The organism is Microbacterium sp. NPDC064978, assembly GCF_044543605.1.
Classification (GTDB): domain Bacteria; phylum Actinomycetota; class Actinomycetes; order Actinomycetales; family Microbacteriaceae; genus Microbacterium; species Microbacterium meiriae.
In genome coordinates this window covers 267972-286478 of the sequence record NZ_JBITWF010000004.1, presented here as the reverse complement: position 1 = coordinate 286478, position 18507 = coordinate 267972, and the positions used below count along the sequence as shown (strand labels likewise).

Below are 18507 nucleotides of genomic sequence, written 5' to 3'. Positions count from 1 at the left end.
TCCGGTGGGGTCGGCACGCGCCGACCCCACCGGGTCCTCCGACGAAGGAGCACCATGACCAGCCCCGACACCGCGGCCGAGCCGGTCGCGCCGGGCGGCTACGAGGGAGCGACCGCCTCCCGTCCCCTCGAGATCGCGTTCGCCGCCGTCGCCCTCGCGATCACCGCCGGCTACCTCTTCCTCGCCACGCAGATCCCGCTGCGCCGCGAGGCCGCCCCCGGACAGATCGACGCCCGCTTCTGGCCGCTCGTCATCGGCGTGACCGGCGTCGTGATCGCGATCGCCCTGCTCGCCGTGGCGATCACGCGACCGGCACCCACGCGTGAGGATCTCGAGCGCATCCAGCCGGGCGGCGTCCTCCGGGTGATCGCGACGATCGCGATCGCCGGCGCCTTCATCGCGCTGTGGTCCCTCGGCTCGGTCATCCTCTTCGGCTACCGGATCGAGGTCTTCCCGATCGCCTGTGCCCTGCTCATGGCCGCACTGATGCTCCTCTACGGCCACCGCCGCTGGCTGAGCCTCGTCATCTACTCCGCCGCCGTCACGGCATTCGTCTACGTCGTCTTCGGCATGCTCCTGAGGATCCCCCTGTGAACGCGCTCCTGGAGGGGCTGAACTCGCTCCTCGACATCTCGATCCTGCTGTACATGGCAGTCGGCCTCGTGCTCGGCTTCATGGTCGGCGCCTTCCCCGGCATCACCGCGACCATGGCCGTCGCACTCGCCGCCGGCTTCACCATGACCCTGGAGCCCGTGCAGGGCCTCGCGGTGCTCCTGACGATCTACGTCGCGGCGAACTTCGGCGACCGGGTGCCGTCCATCCTCATCAACACCCCGGGGACACCCGCCTCCATCGCCACCACCCTCGACGGCTATCCCATGGCGAAGCAGGGCAGGGCCGGTCTGGCGCTGACGATCTCCGCGATCGTGTCGGCCGTCGGCATCCTCGCCTCGCTCGTGCTCTTCTCGGTCGCCGCCGTGCCGATCGCCAGCTTCGCCCGGGACTACTTCAAGTCGCCCGAGCTGTTCGCGCTCGTCGTCTTCGGCATCGCGATCATGATCGGCATCTCGTCGAAGTCGATGCTCAAGGGCATCCTGGCCGGTCTCTTCGGGCTGATGCTCGGCAGCGTCGGCACCTACGCGGCCACCGCCGACCAGCGCTTCACGTTCGGCGTGCTGGAACTCGTCGAGGGCGTGAACTTCATCGCCGTCATCATCGGTCTCTTCGGCATCGCCGAGCTGTTCGATCAGCTCCTCACGCACCGGAAGTCGCACGTCCGACCGATCTCGAGCCTCGGCCGGTGGTGGCCGAACCGCGCCGAGCTGAAGCAGAGCGGACGGGCCACCGCGGTCGGCGGGGCGGTCGGCCTCGGCGTCGGCCTCATCCCCGCGGCCGGCGGCGACATCGCCGGGCTCATCGGCTGGGAGCGGGCGCGGAAGGCGTCGAAGCACCCGGAGATGTTCGGAAAGGGGTCGATCGAGGGCGTCGCCGCGTCCGACACCGCCTCCAGCGCCACGCTCGGCGGCTCGCTCACCACCACGATGGCGCTCGGCATCCCCGGCGACTCCGTGATGGCGGTCATGATCGGGTCGATGATCATCTGGGGCATCACCCCCGGGCCCACGCTGTTCACCAACCGCCCCGACCTCGTCGTCTCGATCGTCGGCATCATGCTCGTCGCGACCCTCCTGTCGCTCGCGCTGAGCCTCGTGCGGATGAAGGGCATGGTCAAGCTGCTCGACGTGCCGCAGCCGTATCTGTGGAGCGGCATCCTCATCTTCTGCATCATCGGCACCTACGCCACCTCGAACAGCCTGTCGACGGTCGTCACGATGCTCGTCTTCGGGGTGATCGGCGTGCTGCTCAAGCGCATGCAGGTCCCGGCAGGACCCGTGGTGCTCGGCCTGCTGCTCGGTCCGCTCGCCGAGGAGAACCTCGCCCGCACGCTGGCGATCCTGCCGACGCGGCCGTTCTTCGAGGTCGTCAGCCCGATCGCCCTCGTGCTGCTCGCGCTCGCGGTGCTGTCGATCGTGATGCCCGCGATCCGCGCCGCCCGCACGCCCCGCGCCGAGCGGGCCTCGTTGGAGGACTCGATCCTCCACACCGACAGCATCGTGCAGATCGAGAAGGCGCACGACGAGCTCGCCGCGCAGCCCGACCTGCTCACCTCCACCGTCCGCAACGTCGACGCGGGTACGCGCCGGGGACGCGCTGACCGCAAGAACCGCAAGAGCACGACCTCCGAGGAGACCGAGAAGTGACCCGCTACGACATCCTGACCGCCGTCCCGACCGCGTTCGACCGTGACGGGACCCTCGATCTCGAGGGGTCGCGCGCGATCTTCCGATTCGTGGCCGACTCGGGCAACGAGGGCGCCTTCGTCCTCGGCACCACGGGCGAGTTCCCCGCGGTGGACGCGGACGAGTTCCGGGCGCTCGTGGCCGCGGCGCTCGAGGAGCTGGCCGACCGGATGCGCGTCATCGTGCACGTCGGGCAGCCGAGCACGTTCGAGGCCGTGCGTCTGGTCGGCATCGCGAAGGAGCTCGGGGCCACCGAGTTCGCCGCGCTCACGCCGTACTACCTGCGCGCCACGGACGACGCGATCCTCGACTACTACCGCGCCGTCTCCGCGGCGGTGGGCGACGGGCGCCTGTACGTCTACATCTACCCCGCGCGTAGCGGGAACCCGGTCTCGCCGGAGCTGCTCGTGCGCATCGCCGCGCTTCCGAACGTGGTGGGAGCGAAGGTGAGCGAGCTGTCGCTCGACGACATCGCGGCCTATCGTGCGGCCGTGCCGACGGGCTTCGAGCTCTACACCGGCGCCGACCGCGACCTCATCGCGGCCGTCGAGGCGGGGGCGCAGGGTGTCGTCTCGGGCGTCTCCTCCGTGACGCCGAAGCCCTTCCGCGCCCTCGCCGATGCCGGGCGCTCCGGAGATGCCGAGGCCATCGCGGCGGCACAGGCAGCCGTCGACGACGTCGTCGCGCTCATCGGCGGCGACATGGCGCGCATGAAGGAGGCGTACCGCGTGCTCGACGTCGTGGACACGCATTGCCGCATGGCGATCGCCGAACCCTCCGCCGACGAGCGGGCCGCCGTCGCACAGGTGGTGGCCACGCACCGCTGACACGACTCCGGGACATACACGGGCGGGATGCCGCGGCCTTCGGGTCGCGGCATTTCTGCATGGGCTCGCCTTTACTTGTCCGACAAGTGAGCGCAGTCAGGAGCCTACTTGACGACACGCAGGGAGAGTGTCTAGGCTCAGGAACGGAAATTCCGCCGATGTCGCGAAGGAGCGAACGGGACATGTCAGACAAGATCGAGATCACCGGTTCCGACTTGTCAGACGCGCTCGCTCGACGTCTGGCTCAGCACCTGCAGCGTTCCGGGCTGGAGATCGGCGACCCGCTGCCCACCGAGGCCGAACTCGGCGCCGTGCTGGAGGTGGGACGGCAGCGCATCCGCGAGGCCCTCAGCGTGCTCGAAGCGTTCGGCATCGTGGCCTCTCGGCAGGGCGCGCGCCGCGTGTGGCGCGGGTTCCGTGCCGCCGATCTCGCCACCCGCTGGATCGGCTTCGTCGACGACCCGGAGGCCGCCACCCGCGAGCTCCTGGAAGTCCGTCACGCGCTGGAGACTTCGCTGCTTCCCCTGGTCATCCCGCGCCTGCAACCGAGCGACCTGACCCGCCTGCGTCTGCTCTCGGAGGAGATGGTGGAGCGAGCCCTGCGCAACGAGAGCTTCGCGGAGCTCGACCAACAGTTCCACCGCGGGCTGCTCGCGCCGATGCGCAATGCGTTCGTGGACCAGTTCCTGCAGTCCTTCTGGGTCGTCTTCGCGGCCGCGCGACGGGAGGAGCCCGTGGAGGAGGACCCCGCCATCGCCGCGATGCACGGTCGCATCGTCGACGCGATCGAGGCCGGCGACACCCGCCGAGCCGTCCACGAGCTCGACGCCCACTTCTACGGCGTCCGCAACCGCTACCCGGACATCGACTTCGGCACCACGGCCGCGCTGCCGGTCTGACCCCTCCCCGCACCGGCGCGTTCTGCCGCACCCGTTTTGAAATCGATTTCGCACCACCCTCATCTGATCGACGAAGGAGTACGCATCATGAGATCCACCCGATTCCTCCCCGGATTGGCCGTCCTCGGCGTGGTCGCCCTCACCGCCGGCTGCGCCGGAGGCGCCCCGACGGGCGAGGGCGACGGTCCCGTCGAGATCACCTACTGGCTCTGGCAGGACGACGCGACCGACCCCACCTGGACGGAGCTCGCGGACGAGTTCAACGACGCGCAGGACGAGGTGGAGGTCGTGCTGGAGACGATCCCCCTCGACCAGTACCAGAACCAGCTCGTGTCCTCTGCGATGAACGGCACCGGACCGGATGCCGCCCGCAGCAAGGACTGGTGGCTCGGGCAGTTCGCGCCGCAGGGCGCCATCGCCGACCTCACCCCGTACGTCGATGGCTGGGACGCCTCGGACGACGTCGTCGACTCGCTCTGGGCGACGGGGCAGCTGCCCGGCGAGGACGCCGTCTACATGCTGCCGCACCAGTACACGACGCTCTACCTCTACTACCGCGTGGACTACTTCGAGGAGCTCGGGCTCGAGGCGCCGCGCACCCAGCAGGACCTCCTCGACGCGGCGGCGGCCCTCACCGGCGACGGCCGGTACGGCATCGACGTCCGCGGCGGTGCGGGCGGACAGGACCAGTGGCTCGCATGGATGTACGCCGGCGGCGCGTCGGTCGTCGACGACTCCGGCGAGGTCGTCCTGGACGACGCGAAGGGCGTCGCGGTGAACGAGGACTACCTCAGCATCGTCACCGACCTGCAGGCCGCGCCCCCCGGATCGATCACGGCCGCCTTCGCCGACGTCAAGACGAACTTCGTCGAGGGTCTCACCGGCATGATGATCCACCACCCGGGTTCCCTGAAGGAGCTGCAGGGCGTCTTCGGCGACAAGCTCGGCGTCGTCCCGATCCCCACGGAGGACGGGAAGCCGGGCGCGACACTCGGCAGCATGAGCGGCAACGTCATCCTCGAGGGCTCCGACAAGAAGGACGCCGCGTGGACCTGGATCTCCTGGCTGAGCGAGGACGCGCAGATGGAGAAGATCTCCGCCTCGCCGCAGGGCCAGCTGCCCGTGCTCGGGTCGGTGATCGACACCGAGGCGTACTCGTCCGACCCGCAGCTCGCGGTCGCGGTCGACGCGATCCCCACCGCCAAGACCTGGCCGGCGCTGGAGGGGGTGGCGGAGCTCGCCGCCAAGGAGTGGAACCCGCTCATCCAGCAGGCGTTCCAGGGTGAGATCAGCAGCCAGGACGTGCTGACGAAGATGTCCGACGTGCTGCGCTGAGGACCGACATGGCAAGATCCACTCTCACGGAAGCGGTCGTCACCGGCCGGCCGGCCCCGCGCCGGCCGGTGACCCGGCCCCGGCGACGCGCTCGCCGCGGGTCGGTCGCCCCGCTCGTCCTGCTCGCGCCGGCGATCGCGCTGGTCGCGGTCTTCGCCGGGTATCCGCTCATCCGCTCGATCTGGTTCTCGTTCAACGACGTGAGCGTCTTCACCGGCGTGCTCGAGTTCGTCGGGTTCCAGAACTTCGCCAGTGTCATCGGCACGGCGGAGTTCCTGCCCACGCTCGGCCGCACGGCCATCTGGACGTTCGGCGCCGTCTCCCTCCAGCTGATCGGCGGGCTGTCGCTCGCGCTCATGCTGAACAACCGCTTCCCGCTGCGGGGCGTGTACCGCGGGCTGATCATGATCCCGTGGGCGACGCCCAGCGTCCTGGTCGCGCTGATGTGGAAGTGGATCCTCGATCCGAACAACGGCGTCCTCAATCAGTGGCTGCTGAACGCCGGGGTCATCGACGCCCCGATCGAGTTCCTGTCGCAGAACAGCACCGCGCTGCCGACCCTCGTGATGATCGACGTCTGGCAGGGCATCCCGCTCTTCGCGATCATGATCCTCGCGGCGCTGCAGAGCGTGTCCGGCGAGCTCAAGGAGTCCGCGCAGATCGACGGATGCGGGCCGGTCGGCGTGTTCCGTCACGTCGTGCTGCCCGCCATCCTCCCGACGATCCTCATCACGACGCTCCTGCGCCTGATCTGGACCTCGAACTACGTCGACCTCATCTTCATCCTCACCGGCGGCGGGCCGGGCACGTCCTCGACGACGCTGGCGCTCGAGTCGTATCTGACGACCTACAAGGCCAGCGACTTCGGTGCCGGCGCGGCGTACGCCGTCATCCAGGCCCTGTTCCTCGCCGTCTTCATCGCGCTCTACGTGCGCCTCACCCGGAAGGACACCACGCGATGAGTACGACGACCGCCCCCGTCCGCTTCGGCCGCTTCGCGGGAAGGACCGGCTTCGCGATCGCCCTCCTCGGCGTCCTCGCGATGGTGCTCGGGCCGTACATCGTCATGCTGCTGACGTCGCTCACGCCCCGGGATCAGCTCGCCGGCGCCGGAGCGAACCTCATCCCCTCGGAGTTCACGACCGCCTCCTACGCCGAGCTGCTGTCGACCACGCCGTTCCTGACCTATCTGCGGAACAGCCTCACCGTCGCCGCGATCGCCGTCCCGGTGACCCTCGTCGTCTCCACCGGCGCCGCGATCGCGATGTCGCGGTTCGACTTCCGCGGCCGCGGGGCCGTCATGATCGGGCTGCTGCTCGCACAGATGTTCCCCGCCGTGCTGCTCGTGATCTCGCTGCAGGGGCAGCTCCGTGGGATGGGGCTGATGGACACGACGCTGGGCCTCGCACTGGTCCACGCCGCGTTCGCCACGCCGTTCGCCACCTGGCTGCTCAAGGGCTTCGCGGACTCGATCCCGCGCGAGATCGAGGAGGCCGGCCAGATCGACGGGGCCTCGTCCTGGCAGATCATCCGCATCCTGCTGCTGCCCCTGCTGCGGCCGGGGATGGTGGCGGCGGGAACCTACGCGTTCATCCTCACCTGGAACGAGTTCCTCTACGCCCTCACGTTCACCTCGCAGACGGCGACCCGCACCCTGCCGGTCGGCCTGCACCTGTTCATCGGCGAGTACCAGATCCGGTGGGATCTGCTCACCGCGGGCGGCGTGCTCTCGGTGCTCCCCGTCGTCGTCGGCTTCCTCCTCGTGCAGAAGCGCCTCGTCGCCGGACTCGCCGCCGGCGCCGTCAAGGGCTGACGCCCCCTCCGACCCCTCCTCGTCGTCCCGGAAGGACCACGCATGAAAATCGAATCGATCGACCTCCAGCTCTCCCGCATCCCCCTCCCCAAGGGGCCGTGGGGGGACCAGATCCATCGGGTGACCCACATCGAGATCATCCTCGCCGACATCACCACCGACACCGGCCTGGTCGGCACCGGGTTCAGCCACACCTCCGGCGTCGGCGGCCAGATGATGATGGCGGCGCTGCGCGAGCTCATCCCCACGCTCATCGGCCATGAGGTCAATCCGCGAGCCGTCTGGCAGCACTCCTGGCAGCATCTCCGCGACAACGGCCCCGGCGGGACCACCACGCTCGCGCTCGCCGCGATCGACGTGGCGCTGTGGGATCTGCTGGGGCTGCACTACCAGCAGCCTCTCGCGAAGCTCCTCGGGCAGGTGCGCGACCGGGTCGCGCTGTACGGCAGCGGCATCAACCTCAACCTGTCCGCCGAGGAGGTCGTCGAGCAGGTCAAGGAGTGGAAGGCCGACGGGTACGCCGCCGGGAAGGTCAAGGTCGGCAAGCCGGACCTCGAGGAGGACGTCTACCGGCTCACCAAGATCCGCGAGGCCGTCGGCGAGTACCCGCTCATGGTCGACGCCAACCAGGGATGGACCTACGGAGAGGCGGTCCGGGCGGTCACCCGGTTCCGCGACCTCAACCTGTACTGGGTCGAGGAGCCGCTGCGCGTGGACGACGTCGCCTCGCACGCCCGCCTCCGGGCGCGCTCTCCGATCCCGATCGGCCTGGGCGAGAACGTCTACACGCTCCAGCAGTTCAACCAGTACCTCCTCGCCGACGCGTGCGACTTCATCCAGGCCGACGTCGGTCGTGTCGGCGGCATCACGCCCTACATGGACATCGCCGCCCTGGGCCGGGCGTACAACGCCCCCATGACGCCGCACTTCGTGATGGAGCTCACGGCCAACGTGCTCTGCGCGGTGCCCAATGCCCTGTTCGGCGAGATGACGGACGGCGGCACGCTCACCGACCTGGGCGTCATCGTGCCGCAGCGGCCGCAGAACGGGTTCTTCGTCCCGACCGGAGCGCCGGGGAACGGCCTGGAGTACGACCGCGAGAACCTCGCGCGGCACGCGGTGAGCTGAGGGACACGAACGACATGGCGGACATCTTCGACCTCACCGACCGCATCATCCTCGTCACCGGCGGCCTCGGCCAGATCGGCTCGGCCTTCGTCCGCGAGCTGCACGGGCGCGGTGCCCGGGTGGCCGTGGCATCGCGCACCGTCGACGCCGCGCGCCTGCAGGAGACGTTCCCCGAGATCGCCGACAGCCCGCGCCTCCTCGGCGTCTCCGTGGACATCGTCTCGAAGGACAGCGTCGAGGCCGGCCTCGATGCGATCGTCGAGGCGTGGGGTGCGGCGCCGGACGGCGTGATCAACAACGCGGGACTGGACACCCAGCCGAGCGCGCCGCCCGAGGTCTCCGGCCCGTTCGAGGACTTCCCCCTCGACGTGTTCCGGGAGGTGGTCGACGTGAACCTCGTCGGCACCTTCCTCGTGACGCAGGCGGCCGGTGCCCGGATGCGCGCCGTCGGGAAGCCGGGCTCGATCATCAACGTCGGCTCGATCTACGGAATGGTGTCCCCGGTGCAGGACATCTACGCCTACAAGGAGGAGCAGACCGGGGTGCCGTTCGTGAAGCCGGTGGCGTACTCGGCGGCGAAGTCGGGGCTCTACAACCTCACGCGCTACTGCGCGACGTACTGGGGGCGGCAGGGGATCCGGGTCAACACCCTCACTCCGTCCGGCGTCGGCCGAGACACGCAGGACGCGACCTTCCGGCAGAACTACACGGCGCGCATCCCGATCGGGCGGATGGCGGAGGCGACCGACTTCAACGGTGCCGCGGTCTTCCTGCTCTCCGATGCCTCGCGCTACATGACCGGAGCGAACCTCGTCGTGGACGGGGGGTGGACGGCATGGTGACCACCGCGGCGGACCTCGGGGTGTTGATGGCGGCGATCGCCACGCCCTACGACGCGGAGGGGGCGGTCGACACCGGGCTGCTCTCGACGCTCATCGGGGACTACGTGGCGCGCGGGGTCGAGGGGATCTACTGCTGCGGGTCGTCGGGGGAGGGCCTCCTCCTGTCGGCGGACGAGCGGACCGCGGTGGTGGAGACCGCGGTGAGCGCCGCGGAAGGGCGGATACCCGTCGTCGCCCACGTCGGCGCGCTGTCCACGAGGGAGGCCATCGAGCTCGCGCGACGGGCGCAGCAGGCCGGCGCATCCGCGCTCTCGATGATCCCGCCGATCTACTACTCGTTCGGCATCGAGGCCGTCCTCGACCATTACCGCGCGGTGCTGGACGCCGTGGATCTCCCGCTCATCGTCTACAACATCCCGCAGTTCACCGGGACGGAGTTCACGGTCGAGACGGCCGGCGAGCTCCTGGACGACGATCGGGTGATCGGACTCAAGCAGACCGCGCACAACATGTACGCCCTGGAGCGCATGAAGACGGCTTTCCCCGACAAGGCCTACATCAACGGCTTCGACGAGGTGTTCGTGCCGGCGCTCGCCGCCGGCGCCCGCGGGACCATCGGCACGACCGTCGGGCTGCAGGTCGAGCTCTTCCAGGCGGCGCGTCGCCTCCTCGACGTCGGCGACCTGGCCGGAGCGCAGCGGGTGCAGAGCCGGATCAACCATGTCATCGCCGAGCTGGTCGCGATCGACGTCTTCCCTGCGGCGAAGTACCTCTCCGGTCGCAGCGCGGGTGGCGCCGGAGCACTGGGCGACTGCCGTCGTCCGTTCCGACCGCTCTCGGACGCGGCTCGGGCCCGGCTGGATGCTCTCGGGGTGACTCTCGATCGATTCCTCGCGGAGGTCTGAGGGCTGAAACCGGTTACAGTGGGTGCCCATGGCCACGATCTACGACGTCGCGCGGCGGGCCGGCGTCTCGCCGGCCACGGTCTCACGCGTCTTCAACGGCACGAGCGTGTCGGAGGAGAAGGCGGCGGCCGTGCGGGCGGCGGCGGAGGAGCTCCGATTCACGCCGAACCGGACGGCGCGCACGTTGCGGACCCAGAGCTCCGAGGTCATCGCCCTGGTGATCCCGGACATCGAGAACCCGTACTTCACCGAGATGGCGCGTGGGGTGGAGGACGCGGCGTCCGAAGCGGGGTACTCCGTCGTACTCTGCAACTCCGACGCCCAGGTCGAGAAGGAGGCGACGTACCTCCGGATCGCGATCGCCGAGAACATGTCGGGGGTGATCATCGCGACGGCGGATGAGCACTCGGATCTCGCGCCGGTGCGGGCGACGGGGCGGCCCGTGGTCGCCGTGGACCGTCGCACGGCCGCCGACATCGACGGCGTGGTGATGGCCAACCGGGAGGCGGGAGCCGCAGCGACGCAGAGCCTGCTCGACGCCGGGTATCGCCGCATCGCGTACATCGGGGGGCCCGCGCACATCGACACCGCGGCCGAGCGGGCGGAAGGTTGGCGGGGAGCCCTCTCGGCGATGGATCCCCATCACGAGCTGTCCTCGCTGCAGCGCTTCGCGACGTTCCGCGTCGACGGCGGGCGTGCGGCCATGGAGGAACTCCTCGCGCTGCCGGAGCCGCCGGACGCGGTCGTCGCCGGGAACAACCTCATCGGCGTCGGCGCGATCCAGGTCCTCACGGAGCGCGGCCTCACCCCTCCGGAACTCGGTGTCGCGGTGATCGGATCGCTGCCCTTCACGACGCTGTCTCCCTCCGCTGTGACCGTCGTGCGGTTGCCGGCGCGGCACATGGGCGTGACGGCGGCGCGGATGCTGCTCGAACGGATCAGGGGAGACGTGCAGCCGGCTCGGACGGTCGTCCTCTCCGGCGAGGTGCAGCGCGCGACCGCACGCGCCTGACCGCAGGTCGCTACTGGGAGCGCCAGAACCGCGCTGCGAGGTTCGTCATCTCCTTGTCGAGATCGTCGACCTTCACCTCCAATCGGTCGAGGCGGTGATCGAGGCCGTCGAGTCGTGCGGTCATCTCGCCGCGGAGCCCGATCATCTCGCCCCGCAGCCCTATCATCGCTCCCTGCAGCGCACCCATCGCCGCGCGCAGCGCTCCGATCTCGCTCATCATCACTCCGTGCAGCGCTGCCAGCGCCGCGTGCAGCCCACCGGTTTCGTTCGTCATCTCGATGCGGAGGGTGGCGATCTCGGTGGTCATGTCGGTGCGGAGGCCGTTGATCTCGCCGGTCATTTCGGTGCGGAGGGTGCCGATCTCGCCGGTCATGTCGGTGCGGAGGGTGCCGATCTCGCCGGTCATGTCGGTGCGGAGGGTGCCGATCTCGGTGGTCATGTCGGTGCGGAGGGTGCCGATCTCGGTGGTCATTTCGGTGCGGAGGCTGCCGATCTCACTGCGTAGTCGTGTGGTCTCGGTGGTCATCTCGGTGCGGAGGCCGGCGATCTCGGTGGTCATGTCTGTGCGGAGGCCGGCGATCTCGGTGGTCATGTCGGTGCGGAGCCTGCCGATCTCGCCGGTCATCTCTCCCCGCAGTCCGCCGATCTCCGCACGGAGCACGCGACCGAACTGCGTCGTCATGAGGGTCATGCCGCCGAGCATCGTCGTCACGAAGATGCCGATCAGCGTCCATACCTGCGGGTCGTCCAAGGGCATGCCTCCAGTCTCGATCGGAGGGGTCAGGATGTCACGGTATTCCGGTGCTGAACCGGTGTTTTACCGGTTAGGAGCGGGGATGGTGGAATCTTCGGAGATCGGCCATCGCGGTGCAGGAGCGGTCACCTCCTTGCGCCCTGAAATCGATTTCGCGTAGCCTGGGTCCAGGTCGGCACGGCCCGTCGGTATCGAAGGAGAGACCATGCGCTGCACCCTCGGGGTGGACATCGGCACGTCCAGCAGCAAGGGCGTCCTCGTCGACCCCGCCGGCACGATCCTCGCGACTGCGACCCGCGCGCACGACGTCTCCCGTCCGCAGTCCGGATGGGTCGAGATGGACGGCCGGATCTGGTGGGACGAGTTCGTCGAGCTGGCCACGGACCTTCTCTCCGCGGTCCCCGACGCGGACGTCGTGGGGGTCGGAGTGAGCGGCATGGGCCCGTGCATCCTGCTCGCCGACGAGGACGACGAGCCCGTGCGCCCCGCGATCCTCTACGGCGTGGACACCCGTTCCACCGCGCAGATCGAGCGCATGACGGCGGAGCTCGGCGTCGAGGAGATCACCCGCGTGGGCGGCTCGACCCTCACGTCGCAGGCCGGCGGGCCCAAGATCGCCTGGGTCGCCGAGGAGGAACCGGAGGCCTGGCAGCGCGCGCGGCGGCTCTACATGCCCGCCTCCTGGTTGGCTCGTAAGCTCACCGGTGCCTACGTCCTCGACCACCAGTCCGCCAGCCAGGTCTCGCCGCTGTACGACATCGAGGGCGCGCAGTGGCACGAACCGTGGTGGCAGCGGTTCGCCGGGACGATCGAGCAGCCGCCGCTGCGCTGGGCGGGGGAGATCGCGGGCACCGTGACCGCCGCTGCGGCGGCCCTGACCGGCCTGCCCGAGGGAACGCCGGTCATCACCGGCACGATCGACGCCTGGACCGAGGCGGTGAGTGTCGGCGCCCATGAGGTCGGCGACCTCATGCTGATGTACGGTACGACGATGTTCCTCGTCGCGACCGGGGAGCAGACCCTCCGCACGCCCTCGATGTGGACGACGGCCGGCGCCTTCGCGGGCACGCGCAACCTCGCCGGCGGGCTGTCCACATCCGGAGCGCTCACCGCGTGGCTGAAGGACCTCTCCGGTACCGACTACCCGGCGCTGCTGGCCGAGGCGGAGGAGTCGGGGCCCGGCGCGAACGGCCTGCTGATGCTGCCGTACTTCGCCGGTGAGCGCACCCCGATCCAGGATCCGGATGCCCGCGGGGTCATCGCCGGGCTCACCCTCCGGCACACCCGAGGAGACCTCTACCGCGCCGCGCTCGAAGCCACAGCGCTGGGCGTGCGGCACAACGTCGAGACGATGCGCGCCGCCGGCGCCGACATCCGCCGGATCGTGGCAGTCGGCGGGGGCACGCAAGGGCGGCTCTGGCTGCAGATCGTCTCCGACATCACCGGGCTCGTCCAGGAGGTGCCGCGGACGACGATCGGCGCGAGCTACGGGGCCGCCTTCCTCGCGGCGACGGCCACGGCCGCCGAGGATGCCGCGCCCGCCATCGCCGACTGGAACCCCATCGCCGACACCGTCCGTCCGGACGAGGCGCTGCGCCCCTTCGCCGACGCCCTCTTCGACCGTTACGTGCGGCTGTACGACGGCTCGAAGGACGTCGTCCATGAACTCGCCGCCGCCCAGCGCGACGGCTCCCCGACCACCTCGACCCCGGAGAACTCATGACCGCTTACACCCTGCCCACCCCGGCGCCCCGTCCTGCCACGGCGCCGAAGACCGCCTACCTGATCGCATCCGGCGATCTCCGTGAGTCGGCCAACACGGCCGGCTGGCCCACCCAGGTCGAGCTCGAGGCCGGGGTCACCGGCGTGCTGAACGACCTCGGCTGGACGGTCATCCGCGCCAACGAAGTCGACCCGGAGACCGGCCACGGATTCATCTCCAGCCAGCGCATGGGTCTCGAGGTCTTCAAGAACATCCCCGTCGACGCACCGCTCATCGTCGCCGAGGCCGTCTGGCAGTACTCGCACCACGTGCTCGCGGGCCTCCGCACGCACGAGGGTCCGATCCTCACGGTGGCGAACTTCGCGGGCGACTGGCCCGGCCTCGTCGGCCTCCTCGGCCTCAACGCGGGCCTGACGAAGATGGACAAGCCGTACGCGACGATCTGGTCGGTCGACTTCACCGACGACTGGTTCCGCGACGGCATCCGGGAGTGGACCGAGACCGGCGCCATCACCCACGATGCCTCCCACGTGCGTCCGCTCCCCGCGCTGCCCGACAGCCCGGAGAAGCAGCTCGGCGAGGCCCTGGCCGCGGAACTGCGCGCCGAGAAGGCCATCATCGGCGTCTTCGACGAGGGCTGCATGGGAATGTACAACGCCATCTTCGACGACGAGCTCCTCAACCAGACCGGCATCTACAAGGAGCGCCTGTCGCAGTCGGCGCTCTACGCGGAGATGCTGAACGTGACCGACGAGGAGGCCGACGCCGCGTACGACTGGCTGATCGAGCGGGGGATGACGTTCCGCTACGGCGAGGACGCCGCGACCGAGCTCACCCGTGAGCAGGTGCAGTGGCAGCTGAAGATGTACATCGCCGCGCTCCGCATCGCGGACGACTTCGGGCTCGACGCGGTCGGCATCCAGTACCAGCAGGGGTTGAAGGACCTCGTTCCGGCCTCGGACCTGGCGGAGGGCATCCTCAACTCCACCGAGCGCCCGCCGGTGACCTCGCGCGACGGCTCCCGCGTGCTGCACGAGGGGCGCGCGTTCCCGCACTTCAACGAGGCCGACGAGGGCGTCGCCGTCGATGCCCTCGTGACCGACCGCGTCTGGAGCGCGATGGGTCTCGTGCCCGACAACACCCTCCACGACGTCCGCTGGGGCGAGGACCACGACGGGCAGTTCGTGTGGGTGTACGAGATCTCCGGCTCGGTGCCGGCCTCCCACCTCGGCGGCTGGCAGAACGCGGAGGGCTGGCGCCAGGGGCACGTGTTCTTCCCTGCGGGCGGCGCCACGATCAACGGCGTCTCGAAGCCCGGCGAGGTCGTGCTCTCGCGGGTGTTCATCGCCGAGGGGGTCCTGCAGGCGGACATCTTCCGGGCGTCGGTCGTCGAGCTGCCGGCGGAGGAGACGCAGCGCCGGAAGGACGCCACGAACCCGGAGTGGCCGATCGCCCACGTGGTGCTGCACGGCATCTCGCGCGACCAGTTCATGGCACGGCACAAGGCGAACCACGCGCAGCTCGTCTACGCCCCCGACGCCGAGACCGCGGACAAGGCGCTGATCGCGAAGGCCGCGATGTTCGACGGCATGGGCATCAAGGTCAACCTCGTCGGCGACGTGTCGATCTGAGGCCGCGGCTCGTCACTGCGAGCGCCAGAACCGCGTCGCGAGGTTCGTGAGCTCCCTGTCGAGATCGTCGACCTTCGTCTCGATGCGTCCGAGCCGGGCGTCGAGGCCGTCGATCCGTGCGGAGAGGGTGCCGTCGATGCGATCGATCCGTGCGGAGAGCGTGCCGTCGATGCGGCCCACCTCCGCACGGATCACGCGGCTGAGCTGCGACGTCATGAGTGTCATGCCGCCGAGCATCACGGCGGCGAAGACGCCGATCAGTGTCCATACCTGCGGGTCGTCCAAGGTCATGCCTCCAGTCTGAGTCCGGGGTCTCAGGCTGTCACGGTATTCCGCAGGGGCAGGGCCGCGAACACGGGACCTGTGGACGGGAGAAGCGGTACCGGGGTCGGTGCAGGAGCAGCCCTCAGGGGGAGGGGCGGAGGTCGCTCGGCGGGCCGCTCAGCGCGCGCAGGGCGTAGAGGATCGTCGCGAGGTCGACGAGCTCCTGCACCAGTGCGCCGACGACCGCGGGGATGACGCCGGTCATTGCCACGACCATCAGTCCCACGCTCAGACCGATCCCGATCCAGATCGCGGTGAGGGCCACGCGGAGGGTGTGCCGTCCGATCGCGACGGCGTCGACGACCTTGGCGAGCGAATCCACGAGGATGACGACGTCGGCGGCGTCGCCGGCGGCCGTCGCCCCCTTCGCGCCCATCGCGATGCCGATGTCGGCCGCCGCCAGCACTGGCGCGTCGTTGACACCGTCGCCGACCATCAGCACGGGCCGTGGCTGCATCTCGGCGGCCAGACGCACCTTCTCGGGAGGCAGCAGCTCGGCGTGGATCTCGTCGATCCCGACCTGCCGTCCGATCGACTCCGCCGTGGTGGCCACATCCCCGGTCAACATCGCGAGCCTGTCGACCTCGTGCGTCCGCATCCAGGAGACCACGGCGGGCGCCTCCGGGCGGGCGGCGTCGGCGAGCACGAGGACCCCTGCGAACCGACCGTCCACGGCGACGTACGCGGCGGCCTGTCCCGGTGCGAGCTCCACCCGCACGGTGTCGGGGGCGAGGGAGGCCACGTAGGCCGGCTTGCCGACGACGACCGAACGGCCGCCGATCGTCGCGGACACCCCGTTCGTCGCGGTCTCGCTCGCCTCCGTCGCCGCGTGCAGGGCCAGGCCCCGTGCGGCGGCGGCGCGACGGATGCCGTCGGCGAGCACGTGCGACGAGTACTGCTCGGCGGAGGCGGCGAGTCGCAGGATCTCATCCGCATCGAAACCGCGGGACGGTCGCACGTCGACCAGCTCCGGCCTCCCCTGGGTGAGCGTCCCGGTCTTGTCGAACGCCGCAGAGCGCACGCGCGCGATCTGCTCGATCACCGCACCGCTCTTCATGATGACGCCCGACTTCGCCGCCCGGGAGAGTCCGCCGAGGAAGGCGACGGGAGCGGCGATCAGCAGGGGACAGGGCGTCGCCAGCACGAGCACTTCGGCGAACCGCGTGGCGTCGCCGGAGAGCGCCCAGGCCGTCCCCGCGAGCACGAGCGCGACGGCGGTGAACGGGATCGCGAACCGGTCGGCGAGACGCACGATGGGCGCGTGGGAGGACTCGGCCTGGGCGACCAGGGCGACGATCTGCTGGTACTGGCTGTCGGCGCCGGTGCGGAGGGCACGGAGGCGGATGGCCCGGCTGCCGTTGATCGCGCCGGACAGCACCTCGTCGCCTGCACCGCGCGTCACGGGCAGGCTCTCGCCGGTGAGCGAGGATTCGTCGAACGACGCGCTGTCCGTGAGCAGTTCACCGTCCACGGGGATGATCTCCGCCGGGCGCACGAGGAGGACGTCGCCCACGGCCACATCGTCGACGGGCACCTCCCTCGCCGCGTCCGAGTCCGCATCCTCGGGATGTGTCAGCACATGGGCGCTGCGCGGCGAACGATCCAGCAGAGCGGAGAGGTCGCGCTTGGCCCGGCGGCCCGCGAAGTCCTCCAGCGCCTCGCCCCCGGAGAGCATGAGGACGATGATGAGCGCCGCGATGTACTCGCCCACCGCGAGTGTCGCCACCATGGCGACGACGGCGAGGATGTCGAGTCCGACGTGGCCGCGGAGCACGTCGCGGACCATGCCGATGAGCGTCCACACGACCACCGCAGCTACGAAGATCGTCGCGACCCATCGGCCGATGGTCTCCTCCCCGGCGGCGTGCAGCCCTCCGACCACGGCGAAGACGATGACCGTCAGGGTGATGACGGGGTACCGCCAGAGGAGTCGGAGGGCGCGCATGCGTCCAGCATCGTCGGAATCGGTGCGCACCGCCAGCATCCCCTTCCGACACCTGTGCTTAAGCGATATAGTCGGCCGCGAGTCGCGACGTCGCGGCCCGATCTCGACAACGACGCCGAAGGAGAAGACACCGTCATGAGTTCCTCACCCGCACGATCGTCCCGCCTGAGAAGAGGTGTCGCGGCAGCAGTGGCGATCGCTGCCGCCGGAGCCGCCGCCCTCGCCGCCTCGACGGCGGCCATCGCCGATACCGGTGCCGCCGACCCGCAGCTCGCCGTCTACGTCGAGGTCAACTCGAACGATTTAGCGAATGTCGCGGACTACACGCTCGCCGAGTCGGGCCGCCCCGCCGTCGATCTGGCCATGATCTTCGCCGCGAACATCAACTACGACGGGGAGCAGGCGGTCCTCCACCTCAACGAGCGGGTCACCGAGACGCTGCAGGACGCGCAGAACCAGATCCGCCCGCTGCAGGCCCAGGGCACCAAGGTCCTCCTGTCGGTGCTCGGAAACCACCAGGGCGCCGGCTTCGCGAACTTCACCTCGTACGCGGAAGCCGACGCCTTCGCCGCGCAGCTCGCCGACACCGTCACCACCTACGGCCTGGACGGCATCGATTTCGACGACGAGTGGAGCAACTACGGGGCGAACGGCACGCCGCAGCCGAACCCGCAGTCCTTCGGCTGGCTCGCCTCCGCGCTGCGCGATCGCCTGGGACCGGACAAGCTCATCACGCTGTACGCGATCGGCCCGTCCTACACGACCACGGACTTCGGCCTCTTCGACGCCGGCAGCGTGCTCGATCACGCCTGGAACCCGTACTACCCGACCTACGACGCTCCCACCGTGCCGGGCCTGGACGACCGCGGCCGGCTCGGCGCCGCGGCGATCGACCTCGCGAACACCAGCGCCACGACGGCCGCCGACTTCGCCCAGCGCACGGTGGCGGACGGGTACGGCGTCTACGTCGCGTACAACCTCACCGCGACGGATCAGTCGGCCTACCTCTCCGGCATCACCCAGGCGCTGAAGGGGGAGGCGACTCTGTACCGCGCAGCGTCGCGGTGAG

Annotated in this window: 17 protein-coding genes; 14 read left to right on the top strand and 3 right to left on the bottom strand. The window is 69.8% G+C overall.

Features of this window, described 5'->3' with window-relative positions; all coding sequences use genetic code 11:
- The first annotated feature begins 54 nt into the window (after nt 1–54).
- The 11 genes from ACIGJI_RS14320 (at nt 55) to ACIGJI_RS14270 (ending at nt 11061) form a co-directional block, all read left to right on the top strand.
- The gene (locus ACIGJI_RS14320; protein ID WP_259953788.1) at nt 55–594 is read left to right on the top strand and encodes a tripartite tricarboxylate transporter TctB family protein; all 540 of its coding nucleotides are present in this window, start codon (nt 55–57) and stop codon (nt 592–594) included.
- Nucleotides 591–2261 carry a tripartite tricarboxylate transporter permease gene (locus tag ACIGJI_RS14315; RefSeq protein WP_315636571.1) on the top strand — a complete coding sequence of 557 codons (1671 nt, stop codon included), beginning with the start codon at nt 591–593 and terminating at the stop codon, nt 2259–2261. Before ACIGJI_RS14320 ends, ACIGJI_RS14315 begins: the two co-directional genes overlap by 4 nt.
- Nucleotides 2258–3127: a dihydrodipicolinate synthase family protein gene (locus ACIGJI_RS14310; RefSeq protein WP_259953790.1), complete on the top strand. Its 870-nt coding sequence runs from the start codon at nt 2258–2260 to the stop codon at nt 3125–3127. Before ACIGJI_RS14315 ends, ACIGJI_RS14310 begins: the two co-directional genes overlap by 4 nt.
- A gap of 182 nt (nt 3128–3309) precedes the next feature.
- Entirely contained in the window at nt 3310–4026 is a 717-nt protein-coding gene (locus tag ACIGJI_RS14305; RefSeq protein ID WP_363446229.1) for an FCD domain-containing protein, read from the top strand.
- Between the two features lie 87 nt (nt 4027–4113).
- Nucleotides 4114–5361 (top strand): sugar ABC transporter substrate-binding protein, encoded by a 1248-nt coding sequence (locus ACIGJI_RS14300; protein WP_363446231.1) that lies wholly within the window; start codon nt 4114–4116, stop codon nt 5359–5361.
- Nucleotides 5362–5369: 8 nt separating this feature from the next.
- Complete coding sequence (locus tag ACIGJI_RS14295; protein ID WP_363446233.1) at nt 5370–6323, top strand: sugar ABC transporter permease; 954 nt, start codon at nt 5370–5372, stop codon at nt 6321–6323.
- Nucleotides 6320–7174 carry a carbohydrate ABC transporter permease gene (locus ACIGJI_RS14290; protein ID WP_363446235.1) on the top strand — a complete coding sequence of 285 codons (855 nt, stop codon included), beginning with the start codon at nt 6320–6322 and terminating at the stop codon, nt 7172–7174. Before ACIGJI_RS14295 ends, ACIGJI_RS14290 begins: the two co-directional genes overlap by 4 nt.
- 42 nt (nt 7175–7216) lie before the next feature.
- On the top strand, nt 7217–8302 hold the full coding sequence (locus tag ACIGJI_RS14285; protein WP_363446237.1) for a mandelate racemase/muconate lactonizing enzyme family protein: 1086 nt from the start codon (nt 7217–7219) through the stop codon (nt 8300–8302).
- A 14-nt stretch (nt 8303–8316) separates the two neighbouring features.
- A complete protein-coding gene (locus tag ACIGJI_RS14280; RefSeq protein ID WP_363446239.1) occupies nt 8317–9144 on the top strand; it encodes an SDR family oxidoreductase in 828 nt (275 codons plus the stop codon).
- Nucleotides 9138–10049 carry a dihydrodipicolinate synthase family protein gene (locus ACIGJI_RS14275; protein ID WP_259953796.1) on the top strand — a complete coding sequence of 304 codons (912 nt, stop codon included), beginning with the start codon at nt 9138–9140 and terminating at the stop codon, nt 10047–10049. Before ACIGJI_RS14280 ends, ACIGJI_RS14275 begins: the two co-directional genes overlap by 7 nt.
- A 28-nt stretch (nt 10050–10077) precedes the next feature.
- A complete protein-coding gene (locus ACIGJI_RS14270) occupies nt 10078–11061 on the top strand; it encodes a LacI family DNA-binding transcriptional regulator (protein ID WP_187662631.1) in 984 nt (327 codons plus the stop codon).
- A 10-nt stretch (nt 11062–11071) separates the two neighbouring features.
- Here ACIGJI_RS14270 and ACIGJI_RS14265 read toward each other — a convergent pair whose 3' ends face one another.
- Nucleotides 11072–11818 (bottom strand): hypothetical protein, encoded by a 747-nt coding sequence (locus tag ACIGJI_RS14265; protein ID WP_363446241.1) that lies wholly within the window; start codon nt 11816–11818, stop codon nt 11072–11074.
- 202 nt (nt 11819–12020) lie between these two features.
- On the opposite strand from ACIGJI_RS14265, the gene ACIGJI_RS14260 reads away from it, so the two are divergent.
- Together ACIGJI_RS14260 and ACIGJI_RS14255 are read left to right on the top strand one after the other, a co-directional pair.
- A complete protein-coding gene (locus tag ACIGJI_RS14260; protein ID WP_363446243.1) occupies nt 12021–13538 on the top strand; it encodes an FGGY family carbohydrate kinase in 1518 nt (505 codons plus the stop codon).
- Nucleotides 13535–15169, top strand: coding sequence for a fucose isomerase (locus tag ACIGJI_RS14255; protein ID WP_363446245.1), 1635 nt, complete (start codon nt 13535–13537; stop codon nt 15167–15169). Before ACIGJI_RS14260 ends, ACIGJI_RS14255 begins: the two co-directional genes overlap by 4 nt.
- Nucleotides 15170–15181: 12 nt before the next feature.
- Here the strand turns inward: ACIGJI_RS14255 and ACIGJI_RS14250 are convergent, their stop codons facing one another.
- Nucleotides 15182–15460 (bottom strand): hypothetical protein, encoded by a 279-nt coding sequence (locus tag ACIGJI_RS14250; protein ID WP_363446247.1) that lies wholly within the window; start codon nt 15458–15460, stop codon nt 15182–15184.
- Between the two features lie 115 nt (nt 15461–15575).
- Entirely contained in the window at nt 15576–17438 is a 1863-nt protein-coding gene (locus ACIGJI_RS14245; protein WP_363446249.1) for a heavy metal translocating P-type ATPase, read from the bottom strand.
- 189 nt (nt 17439–17627) lie between these two features.
- Between ACIGJI_RS14245 and ACIGJI_RS14240 the strand changes: the two genes are divergently transcribed.
- Nucleotides 17628–18506 carry an endo-beta-N-acetylglucosaminidase H gene (locus ACIGJI_RS14240; protein WP_363446251.1) on the top strand — a complete coding sequence of 293 codons (879 nt, stop codon included), beginning with the start codon at nt 17628–17630 and terminating at the stop codon, nt 18504–18506.
- Nucleotide 18507 lies beyond the last annotated feature (1 nt).

Excerpts from the sequence above, each read along its gene's own strand:
- ACIGJI_RS14320 (WP_259953788.1), top strand. The coding sequence starts at position 55 with ATGACCAGCCCCGACACCGCGGCCGAGCCGGTCGCGCCGGGCGGCTAC.
- ACIGJI_RS14295 (WP_363446233.1), top strand. The coding sequence starts at position 5,370 with ATGGCAAGATCCACTCTCACGGAAGCGGTCGTCACCGGCCGGCCGGCC.
- ACIGJI_RS14245 (WP_363446249.1), bottom strand. The coding sequence starts at position 17,438 with ATGCGCGCCCTCCGACTCCTCTGGCGGTACCCCGTCATCACCCTGACG.
- ACIGJI_RS14265 (WP_363446241.1), bottom strand. The coding sequence starts at position 11,818 with ATGCCCTTGGACGACCCGCAGGTATGGACGCTGATCGGCATCTTCGTG.
- ACIGJI_RS14255 (WP_363446245.1), top strand. The coding sequence starts at position 13,535 with ATGACCGCTTACACCCTGCCCACCCCGGCGCCCCGTCCTGCCACGGCG.
- ACIGJI_RS14290 (WP_363446235.1), top strand. The coding sequence starts at position 6,320 with ATGAGTACGACGACCGCCCCCGTCCGCTTCGGCCGCTTCGCGGGAAGG.
- ACIGJI_RS14305 (WP_363446229.1), top strand. The coding sequence starts at position 3,310 with ATGTCAGACAAGATCGAGATCACCGGTTCCGACTTGTCAGACGCGCTC.
- ACIGJI_RS14275 (WP_259953796.1), top strand. The coding sequence starts at position 9,138 with ATGGTGACCACCGCGGCGGACCTCGGGGTGTTGATGGCGGCGATCGCC.
- ACIGJI_RS14300 (WP_363446231.1), top strand. The coding sequence starts at position 4,114 with ATGAGATCCACCCGATTCCTCCCCGGATTGGCCGTCCTCGGCGTGGTC.
- ACIGJI_RS14280 (WP_363446239.1), top strand. The coding sequence starts at position 8,317 with ATGGCGGACATCTTCGACCTCACCGACCGCATCATCCTCGTCACCGGC.
- ACIGJI_RS14260 (WP_363446243.1), top strand. The coding sequence starts at position 12,021 with ATGCGCTGCACCCTCGGGGTGGACATCGGCACGTCCAGCAGCAAGGGC.
- ACIGJI_RS14285 (WP_363446237.1), top strand. The coding sequence starts at position 7,217 with ATGAAAATCGAATCGATCGACCTCCAGCTCTCCCGCATCCCCCTCCCC.
- ACIGJI_RS14270 (WP_187662631.1), top strand. The coding sequence starts at position 10,078 with ATGGCCACGATCTACGACGTCGCGCGGCGGGCCGGCGTCTCGCCGGCC.
- ACIGJI_RS14250 (WP_363446247.1), bottom strand. The coding sequence starts at position 15,460 with ATGACCTTGGACGACCCGCAGGTATGGACACTGATCGGCGTCTTCGCC.